The following is a 9,290-nucleotide window of genomic DNA, read 5'->3' as shown; positions in this document are numbered from 1 at the left end:
GAGGCCCTGTCCGTATGCGCCCAACACCCCGCGACCACCCGATCGGGACTCCCGTTCGACGCGCATCCCTCAAGATCGAAAAGACAACAGCGTCTCAGGCGTTACGCCTCCCGACGGCCGCCCCGGTCCCTACAGTTGCCCCATGACCACTGAAGACGGGCCCGCGATGGTCCGGGAGAAGATGATCGTCGAGTACCCGGCCGACACCCGTCTCTCGCAGTCGAGCACCACGCCTGGCGGGCGCAGCAGCCTCCTGCGGGACGAAGACAACCATCTCGCCGGCCACAGCGTGCTCTTCCCGGCCGACGACGACCTGCTCACCCGGGCCGAGGCCGATGCCCTCGCCGATGCCAGGGTCAGGCGCACGCAGGCTGAGGCGGAGGCGATGCTCAAGCTGGCCATGGCTGGCGCCGCCGCGGTGGGCATCGCGGTGACCGCCGCGGCGGTCAAAGCCGCCCCGTACGTCAGGAAGGGCTTCGCGACCCTCAAGTCGAAGCTGAACCGCGGCGAACCGGAACTCGCCGACGAGGCATCCGGGACCATCATCGAAATCGATTCCCTGGACGGACTACCGGGTCGGAAAAAGCCGCCGCGCGAGCTGCCCGCCTCATGACCCAGACGGCACACCTGCCCGGGACAATCGGATCGGCGATCGGACACACCGCCGCAGAGACATCTGCGGAAACGCGAACGGGCCGAGCCCGCTGCGCTGCAGTTTTCCCGTACAACCCCTCTCCGGGCAAGCTGAAGTAAGTACCTCGCCTCAGCCCTCCGCATTGCCCCGGAGGGCTGACGCGGCAAGTGGGGCGCCTGCGGCGGGGCTGGTCTGAAGTCGTCCTCCCGATAATGGTCATTAAAGCCGCGGGCACCTCGCGGACACGGCCAAGGAGAGACGTTGTCGAGACTGACCCTCGTCGATTTGAGCGACCTTCCCCGCAAGCCCCACGGCTGCCCACCAGAGGTCGAGCGAAGCTGGGCCCATCTGGTGGCCACCCATAAGTCCGTGGGCGGGCTGTTCACCACCCTCAACGAACTGCGCGCTGGTCAGGACGATATGCGCGGCGCCGTCTCCGAGACCCACCGCGACCAGGCCCGAGCCGCCATCGTCTTCACCGCGGCCGGTATCGACGCCTGCCTGCGCGCCCTGCTGCGAGATTCCCTGCACACCCTGCTCTCCACGACCGGCGACGCACATGGCGCCTTCGTCGCCCACTTCATGGCCAACCGACTCGCTGGCGACATGACCAAGGCCACCAAGCAGGCCGTCGTCAACATCGACCCACGCTCCGCTCTGATCGATCTTTACGTTGAGGACCTGGCTGGCTCCAGCATCCAGGGTGGTACCGACCTCATCCGCTGCCGCAACGCCCTCGGCTTGAAGCAGGAGCCCGCCCTCGACGATCAGATACTCAAGAGCCACCAGCCGTTCTTCAACGCCCGACACGAGGTCGTCCACGAACTCGACCTCGTCGACCCCTCCGGCCGGGGCACCCGCGGACGTCGGCACCGCGACCTCGCAGCCGTCGGCGTCCAGTGCGACGGCGCGCTGCAACTGCTGCACGCCTTCATCGCGCCCACCGCCCGCACTGTGAAGGGGGCGCGCCGCGCAATGGGGTTGAGCACCACCTAAACGCACCGGCCCGCAGCACAGCCACCGTTTAGCGGTTCGTAGGCTCCACTCGGCTATCACGACAAGACCACTACCCGCCTGGTCACCGAGGCCCCGGCGGAACCTGGAGCCGATACGCCCCCGGCGACCACTGAGGAGTGTGTCGTCCCCGATGGGGCCGCGTGTCTGTCAGCCTTGCTCGATAGGGTCCGCATCGCAGCCAGCCGCGGAAGGACTCTCACATGACAACGTTTGACGAGCTCACCGCCTGGGCCGGCGCCGGGAACGTTACAAGGGCAGACTCGGCAGTCGTGTCGGGCTGGCAGATCCCCGAGGATCAGAAGGCACTACTGGTTAATGTCGGGATCCCCATCGTTGATCAGTTGATCGAGTACATATCGTTCCAGGTGGAAGCAGCTCCAGTACTCCAGACGTCAGACGGCAGGTCGCTCTACCGGCTCACCCAGAACCGCCATGGCGACCTCGTGCCCGGCATGGAATGGTCGTTCGGCGTCGAACCCGGGACAGGCACGGTCCACTACGTCCTTCCGCAAGGCGAGGCATGGTTCGCCAACTCCTCCATCGACCTGTGGCTGCGAACCCTGCACCACTACGGCCTGCACGTCAGCGAATCCGAGATCCTCAGCGACCCGGATGACCGCGAGGACGAAGCCCTGGCCGAGCTCAGCTTGCTCGCTGACGAACTCAAGAAGATCGATCCACCTGCCTTCGACGGCTACAACGGGTTCATCTGGGCCGAGTTCCTCGACCGCTGGCTCTGGTAGTTGCGCGCGTGCCGCCACGATCACCAAGCAATCACTCACCTCAGTGCGTCGAGCTGCTCGCGAATACGCGACACCGCAACATGCGAGCCCACCAGTCCCAACGCCGGTCGGCCAGGAAACGGGGGTTGAGGAACATCGGCGTCAGATCGTGCGCCTATACGGTGTGTGATCGGTCTGCCGCTGAAGCCTGCTCGCTCTGGCCGCAGGTCACCCTTCTCGACCGTGATACGTCTGGCGCCACGTGGCGAGCACCGCGGCCAGAAACTTGGTTTGAGTGTCCCGCTGGTTCCAAGTGAACAAGAGGCTGCGTTCGTTGCCCATCCACGTCTTGGACACCTCGAGGGTGGCTGTGCGCAGATGGGGCGGGTCACTCTCGGTCGCCAGATGCACATAGCCGTTGACAAGGCGTGTTGGTGGTTTCCCGTGCGGCTTGAGCACGTCGGCGAGGTAGGTGGTGGAGTCCTTATGTCCTGCCAGCTTCGCGAACCGGTTGCGGCGGATCTCGACGCGATCCGGGTAGAGCGTGGCGACGGCGGAATAACCCTTGAAAGTCTGTGGTGTGGTCACTGTTGCGGAGTCTCCTTAGGGTTGAGGGAACCTGGAGCGAAAACCGGCGCTTGTACGTTCCGTGACGGTCACTGTGGATAACGGCCCATTATCCGTGCCACCAGTCACCGTGAGCTGCGGTTCAGGGCTGCTCGCCAACGCCTGCCGATCGGCCTTCAGCTGGGACGGGGACCGCCCAACCTGCAGGCAGCAGCCGCTCGTCCGCCGACCCCGTTCTGCGCCTGCTCGCGCACACAAAGGGCCGGCGGTCATCGGGTGGTGCGGCCTACCCGCACAACCAGCGAAGCAGATCAGTAAAGGCCCGAGCCGGATATCTGGAGTCCACAACGGACGCGCCCAGTCAGCCACCACTCAACGCCTCCCCAGGAGGAGATGGTTCAGGAACACCACGACCACCACGAACGACGAGCCCGTGCGTCAGTTGGCTCAGCACTTCGCCGCTGCGGTCAACGCCCCCGTCGTTCCGCCCCACGGCCGCGCTCGAGGAGATCGACCCGGAGACTGGCAACGCCGTCCCCCAGTCGGGGTGGCCGCCGAGGGCGCCGGGCCGGCGGAGTTGGACAGCCGCTGCCCAACGGCCCGGTCGAGCTCCGTGAAAGGTCAGTAGTCGAGGTCGAGGTAGTCGATGTCGTTGAGGGTGACGTCGGAGAGTCCCATGGCGCGGGCTCCGCTGTCCTGGAAGTAGATCTCTTTGAATCCTTCGGCGATGATCTGGCGCATCTGCTGGTCGCTGGCTCCGGCGTCACGAGCGTTGAACAGGCGTTGTGCGTAGGCCGGAGGGAGGTGCACCGTCAGGCGCCGGAATCTTCCGTCGTCGGTGGTGCCGATCGGTGCGGTGTAGCCGAACCGGGCCCTCGTCTCCACCGTGATGCCGGTGGTGGCGGCTTGCTTCCGGCGGCGTCTACGGACCTGGGGCTGCCACCGCTGCCGTACGGCGGCGTCGATCCGTTCGGCGATGGCCTGGGGCGGGTGCTTGCGTTCGCCCTTGCGGTAGCGCTCCACCGACCGCTGGCTGACCCCGATCTCCTGGGCAACGGCTTTGGTCGTCTTGAGCTGCTTCATCAGGAAGTTGATGCGCGCCTGGAGCGTCTTGGGCGGCTGGCGGGTGAAGCTCTCCCGGTCGGCCCGTTCGATGGCGTCGTCGATCTCTCCCACAGCGCCTACTCGCCTTCGTCCAGGACGGCGTCGCCGCCTTTGATGTGGCGGGCGGGGTTGTAGCCCTGTTCCATCAGGTCGACGGCCCAGAGCATCGACTGGACGCCCTCGAGCTTCGCCAGGCCGGGCGTGGGTCCGAGGCGGAACCCGCCGGGCTGGGGCTTGCCGGAGGCGGCGTAGGGCAGGAAGTCCAGTGGGCTCTCCCCGGGCGAGGGGTAGACGACGCAGTCGGAGAGCACGGCCAGCGGGTACAGGCCCGTCATCGCCGCCATGTTGCGCAGTTTGCGGTGCATGTTGATGCGGGCTTTGGAGATGACGGCGGCGCGGATGTCGGGGCGCCAGGTCGGCCGCTGAAGGGCCGGCCACCGCTCGCCCTCCTTGTACTTCCTGCCCTGGGGGCGCTCGCGCAGCTTGCCGATGCCGCCCTTGACGGTGGCCTTGATGGCGGCGAGGACGGCCGCCATCGCCGGGTCGACGTCCTTGTGCCGCTCCATCGCGGCGAGGAAGGCCCGGTCGTTAAGGTCCCGGGTGACGCCGAGGTCGGCGAGGGTGTCGACGTAGGCGGTCTTGAGGCGGTCGTGCCACGGGTCCAGGTACGCGCCCGTCTCCCGGCGCAGGTACCCCTCCAGGGGCTGGACGTTGTAGCCGAGCTCCTGGGCGTAGGCGACGGTGTGCGTCTGGTACCAGGCCGGTCCTGTCGGCCGGGTGCCGTCCGGGGTGAACGGCGACGGCAGACGCGGGTCCACCTCGACGTGGGACAGATCGACCAGCCAGGAACCGGGGATCTTCGGGTTGAAGGCCGGGGCGTGGAAGTGGTCGGGCTCCGACAGCCCGACCACCAGGCGGGCCGCGGCGGCGAGAAACGCCGTGTTCAGATCCAGGCCGACCGCGAAGGGCAGCGTGCACTCCTCATCGCTGAGCAGGTCCACCGGCCGCGCCCACTGGTACGCCTCCTCGTTGAGGAAACCGCCGGTCCAGCCGGACTTCACGACGACGGGGTGCTCGGGGGTGGCCTCCGGCGGCGCGGGGTCCATCGGCTCCGTCCCGAGCGAGCCCGGGTTGTAGGCGGACACCCAGTTCCCGCTCGCTTCGTCCCGTACGGCGCGGGTGGGCGGGCGCAGCGCGGTCATCAGCTCCAGCCCGGACACTGCGGTGGAGCCGCGCGGGGTGATGACCCGAGTCGCGTACACACCGAGGACGCGGGCGACGTCGGCCGGCTCCATCTCGCTCACGCCGGGCCAGGACCGCTCATCGAGGGCGTCCCAGGACAGGACCGCGAGCTGCACGCACTGCCGCTCGCGCCCCTGGAGCTTGCGGTAGATCCTTGCCCATGGGCCGAACCCGCGCTGGGTGAGCCGCCACTTCGCCTTCACCACCTGCTTGACCACCGGATGACCCTCCGGGAGGCGCAGGGAGCGGCGCTGCTCGTGTCCTTCCAGGCGCTCGGGCAGTCCGAGCTTCACGGCGGCTGCGGCGGTGAGGACGATGAGGGGGTCACTGTCCTTGCCGTTGCGGTGCAGGCGCGGCGCACCGAGGCCGGACTCGCGCAGCGTCCACTCCACCAGTTCCACCACCGTGGTCGCGGGGCAGTCGAGCACGATGCCGCCCGTGCCGTACGCGCAGCCGTCGCCGTCCAGCACCGCGAGCGGGCCGTGCGGGAAGCGCGGATCGGCTGCGGGCTGAGCCGCTTTCTTCGCGGCCGGACGGCGCGATGCCGCGGCCGGCGGGGTGGCGGGACGGGCCCGGCCCCGCCCCGTGGCTGGAACGGTAGGAGCCTGCGGGGCGTCTGCGGTCTTCACCTCGGACGCGGCCGGTTCACCGGACGCCGCTGCCGGTGCCGTCGCGGCTGCCGGGGCTGCACCGGGGGCGGGATACTTCGCCGCCCACCCGTTCAGCAGCCGCTGGTAGGCATCCAGCCGCGGCGACTTCGGCTCGCTGCGGCCGTTCTCCCAGTTCTTCACCGACTGGGTCGTCGTCTTCAACGCGGTGGCGAGGCGGGCCTGGGTGATGCCGGCAGCCTCGCGCAGCCGGGCACGCTCCGCCGGAGGCGGGAGGTGCGGCTCCTCGTTCAACAGAGCGTCGACGGACGCGAACAGCTCTTCCTCAGATGCCATTACCTGCACCTTCACGTCAATAACCCGATACTGCTTAACCAAAAACTTAGCCCACTCCTTAACCTAGCCCACCCCTTAACCCTCCCGGGCCCATTCCAATCCCAGCGCGGCGAGCGCGGCGAGTTTGTCGGCGGTGAGCTTGGCGCGGCGTCCCTTCTGATTCATGATCCACACTCCGAGCTTGACGGGGTGCTCTTGGCCGTCGACCTCGACCGTCTCTACGTGGGTTCTGGGGACGGTCACCGAGCCCGTACGGGCCTTGTACTGCGCCAGGGCCGCAACGCCCTTCTCGAAGGCGCTCACGGGCGCCGTGGACGGCTTCGCGGACGCCTTCTGCTCCGGGGCGAGCGGCGTGATGCCGAGCTGCTCCAGGCGCTCGCGCTGCCCGTCGTGAAGGGCCTGCCAGGCCTCCGGTTTCCGCTGCCGGGCCAGCCACTTCCCGATGTCCATGCCGTGGACCGTGAGGCCGGGCAGGACGTCCGCCTGGCCCTCTTCTTCGGCCACCAGCTCGCGTAGTGCGGCGTAGTGCCGCTGCCAGTCCGCCGGCCAGGACGGGTTCCAGTCCTTGTCCACGGCTTCCAGCGCGGTCTTCCACTCGGGGTGGTCATCCAGTGCACCGGGCCGCCGCAAATTCGCGAGCCACATCCCCAACGGCCTGTCCAGCATCGCTGCGGACCTGGGAGCGCAGAGTGTCCAGTGCTGGTCGTAGTAGGCCTTGGCGGCTTCCAGGTTCTCCTGGAAGCGTTCATCTGTCAGGGACCAGACCATGCCGAGTTGTTCGAGTCGCCGTGCGCGTTGGCCGGTCATCTGTCCGGCTGTGTAGGCGCGTCGTTGTTCTGCGACCCATTGTCCAAGTGGTGTGGCGCCCTCGCGGTGTCCGTAGGGCACGCGGGCGTTCCCGACCCGTTCGACGTACGTCTTCAGCTTCGCCCAGCTGCGAGCCCAGTCCTGGCGTTCGGTGTCGATCACGTTGAAGGAGACCCAGTCGGCGACCATCACGGGATCCCTGGGGGCGGCGAAACGGAGCAGCAGGCGTGATTCTTCCTCGCCGTCTTCTGGTGCGACACCGATGTTCACGGACGGCTGCGCGACGTCCTTCTGCGGCTCCTGGGGGATAGCGAGCAATTCCACGGCCTCTTCATCGTGGGCCCGCAGCCCTTCCAGGACTTTCACCAGGGGCCGGTAGGAGCCGGAGGTGAACATGTCCTCCGGCTGCTCTCCCGGCTGGAGAAATACCGGCACGATCAAAGAGGCCAATTTCCCTTGCCCCGGCTTCTGCCGGAGTGCCCGCCCGATGGCCTGGACGATGTCGTGCGGCGCTCCCTTCGGGTCCAACAGGGCGACTGAATCCACCGCGCGGATGTCGACGCCCTCGCCCAGGACCCGGCAGTTCGAGAGCACGGCCCGCTGCGCCGTCGACCCGAACGAACCCAGGACCTCCCGCCGACGTTCGGGGACGTGCTCGCCGCACAGCCAGTCAGCCCAGATCCGAGCCGGGTACGTCTCGGGCTGATCAGCGTGCAGCTTCGCCGCGACCCGCTCCAGGCCCTCCGCATACGCCTGCGCCTCGATGGTGCGGTGGTGGAAGGTGATGCACGTCGACAGGTCGTGCTGCGCCATCGTGTGCAGCAACGCGGCCTGCAGCGCCCCGAGCCGCTGACCCCGCACCTCCTCGCTGCGCCGCTCCTCGCCCATCAGCCGCTCAGGGGTGACGACCGGGTCCTTCAACTCCAGGACGATGATCTGGTACCTCGCCAACAAGCCCCGGGAGACGGCAGAGGCGAGCGAAAGCTTGTACAGGACGGGCCCGAAGACCTTCTCGTCATCCATGGACGCCGCCATCTCCCGCGGCAGCGGATCCCGCACCCCCTCGGCAACCTCCCGGTCCAGCCGCTCCTCCCAGATCCGCGGCGTCGCCGTCAGGTACAGCCGCCGGTACGCCGGGATGACGCTCTGGTCATGGATGTCCGCCCACGCCTTACCCATCGACCCACTTGTCCGGTGCGCCTCATCAACCACCGCGAGGTCTACTGGATCAAGCTTCTGACCGTAGACACCCTCGAACGCCTCCGCCAGGACACCCAAGCTGGCGTACGTCGCGTAGATCGTCACCGGCCCCTGCCCGTGCCACAGCGCCAACTGGATCGGGTTCGTCGTGGAGCGCACCTTCAACGACCACAGCCCCGGATCGTCCTGAAGCGAACACACCGCAACCGCCGGCCCCTTGTGACCGGCCTCGTGCCACGCCCTCACCGTCTGCGCCAGCAGATCCAGTGTCGGCACCAGCACGAGCACACGCCCCCTGGGCACAAGCCGCTTCGCCGACGCGGCAGCCATGACGGTCTTCCCCGTGCCACACGCCGCGTGCACCTGCCCACGAAGACCATTCCAGGGAATACCACCCGGCGGAACGTCAAGACCCCGCACAATGGCGGCAACGGCCTCGCCCTGGTGATCACGCAACTTTACGGCCATGCCCCGTGCTCTCTCTTTCGCGGAATGCGGCGCGTAATAACAAATGGAATCCAAGGCGCAAGGTGCGCAACGGTAGGGTGTAGCATCTGACCCCAGACTCTACACAGTCATTACTCGTGATGCATCACCCGCACACCAACTTTGCACCCGAGGGTGGAACAGTGACTAAATCTCACCCACGAACGGCTGGCTGCCCTGTATGCTGACAGGCCATTGGCGAACATGTCGGGACAGGCTAGACAGTGGGGGAGGGGTTCAGGGTGGAGCGCAGCGGAACCCGTCACTACGACGAGGCCGGCACCCGTCAGGCCGACCACCCGTCACATCCGTTACCGGGGTGGTGACTGGGAATCCCAAGCCCTACACAGTCCCGCGCGCGATGCACCCACCCCTTGCTACCAGCCAACAGGAATCCCGCTTGCGGGATTCCATCAATTCGCGCTTGCGCGAATTGACACGCACTCAGAATTCCGCATGCGGAATTCGATTCCCGCGCTTGCGCGGGAATCTTGCGGAGCGTCAGCGGAGCCGTCACTACCGCGCGGCTTGCCGCGCGGTATAGATATGAAGTCTACACCTCTGAAC

7 protein-coding genes are annotated in these 9,290 nt (G+C 67.3%); 3 read left to right on the top strand and 4 right to left on the bottom strand.

Translation table 11 applies throughout. The features are described from left to right. Positions 1–142: 142 nt before the first annotated feature. From AB0I77_RS52825 to AB0I77_RS52815, 3 genes are all read left to right on the top strand, one after another. Complete coding sequence (locus AB0I77_RS52825) at positions 143–613, top strand: hypothetical protein (protein ID WP_363290212.1); 471 nt, start codon at positions 143–145, stop codon at positions 611–613. A gap of 282 nt (positions 614–895) precedes the next feature. Continuing rightward, entirely contained in the window at positions 896–1,630 is a 735-nt protein-coding gene (locus AB0I77_RS52820) for a hypothetical protein (protein WP_363290211.1), read from the top strand. Between the two features lie 221 nt (positions 1,631–1,851). Next, positions 1,852–2,394 (top strand): SUKH-4 family immunity protein, encoded by a 543-nt coding sequence (locus tag AB0I77_RS52815; protein ID WP_363290210.1) that lies wholly within the window; start codon positions 1,852–1,854, stop codon positions 2,392–2,394. Positions 2,395–2,601: 207 nt separating this feature from the next. On the opposite strand, the gene AB0I77_RS52810 is transcribed toward AB0I77_RS52815, so the two are convergent. The 4 genes from AB0I77_RS52810 to AB0I77_RS52795 form a co-directional block, all read right to left on the bottom strand. Then, positions 2,602–2,961 carry a hypothetical protein gene (locus AB0I77_RS52810; protein WP_363290209.1) on the bottom strand — a complete coding sequence of 120 codons (360 nt, stop codon included), beginning with the start codon at positions 2,959–2,961 and terminating at the stop codon, positions 2,602–2,604. 600 nt (positions 2,962–3,561) lie between these two features. Next, positions 3,562–4,116: an XRE family transcriptional regulator gene (locus tag AB0I77_RS52805; protein ID WP_363290208.1), complete on the bottom strand. Its 555-nt coding sequence runs from the start codon at positions 4,114–4,116 to the stop codon at positions 3,562–3,564. Between the two features lie 5 nt (positions 4,117–4,121). After that, complete coding sequence (locus tag AB0I77_RS52800; RefSeq protein ID WP_363290207.1) at positions 4,122–6,230, bottom strand: helix-turn-helix domain-containing protein; 2,109 nt, start codon at positions 6,228–6,230, stop codon at positions 4,122–4,124. Positions 6,231–6,305: 75 nt separating this feature from the next. Beyond that, positions 6,306–8,705, bottom strand: coding sequence for a Helicase associated domain protein (locus tag AB0I77_RS52795; RefSeq protein ID WP_363290206.1), 2,400 nt, complete (start codon positions 8,703–8,705; stop codon positions 6,306–6,308). Between the last annotated feature and the right edge of the window lie 585 nt (positions 8,706–9,290).

Source organism: Streptomyces sp. NPDC050619, from assembly GCF_040654815.1.
Lineage (GTDB): Bacteria > Actinomycetota > Actinomycetes > Streptomycetales > Streptomycetaceae > Streptomyces.
Note: the sequence above shows the minus strand (reverse complement) of the source record. Positions and strands in the feature narration are given on the sequence as shown.

Excerpts from the sequence above, each read along its gene's own strand:
- AB0I77_RS52800 (WP_363290207.1), bottom strand. The coding sequence starts at position 6,230 with ATGGCATCTGAGGAAGAGCTGTTCGCGTCCGTCGACGCTCTGTTGAAC.
- AB0I77_RS52815 (WP_363290210.1), top strand. The coding sequence starts at position 1,852 with ATGACAACGTTTGACGAGCTCACCGCCTGGGCCGGCGCCGGGAACGTT.
- AB0I77_RS52825 (WP_363290212.1), top strand. The coding sequence starts at position 143 with ATGACCACTGAAGACGGGCCCGCGATGGTCCGGGAGAAGATGATCGTC.
- AB0I77_RS52795 (WP_363290206.1), bottom strand. The coding sequence starts at position 8,705 with ATGGCCGTAAAGTTGCGTGATCACCAGGGCGAGGCCGTTGCCGCCATT.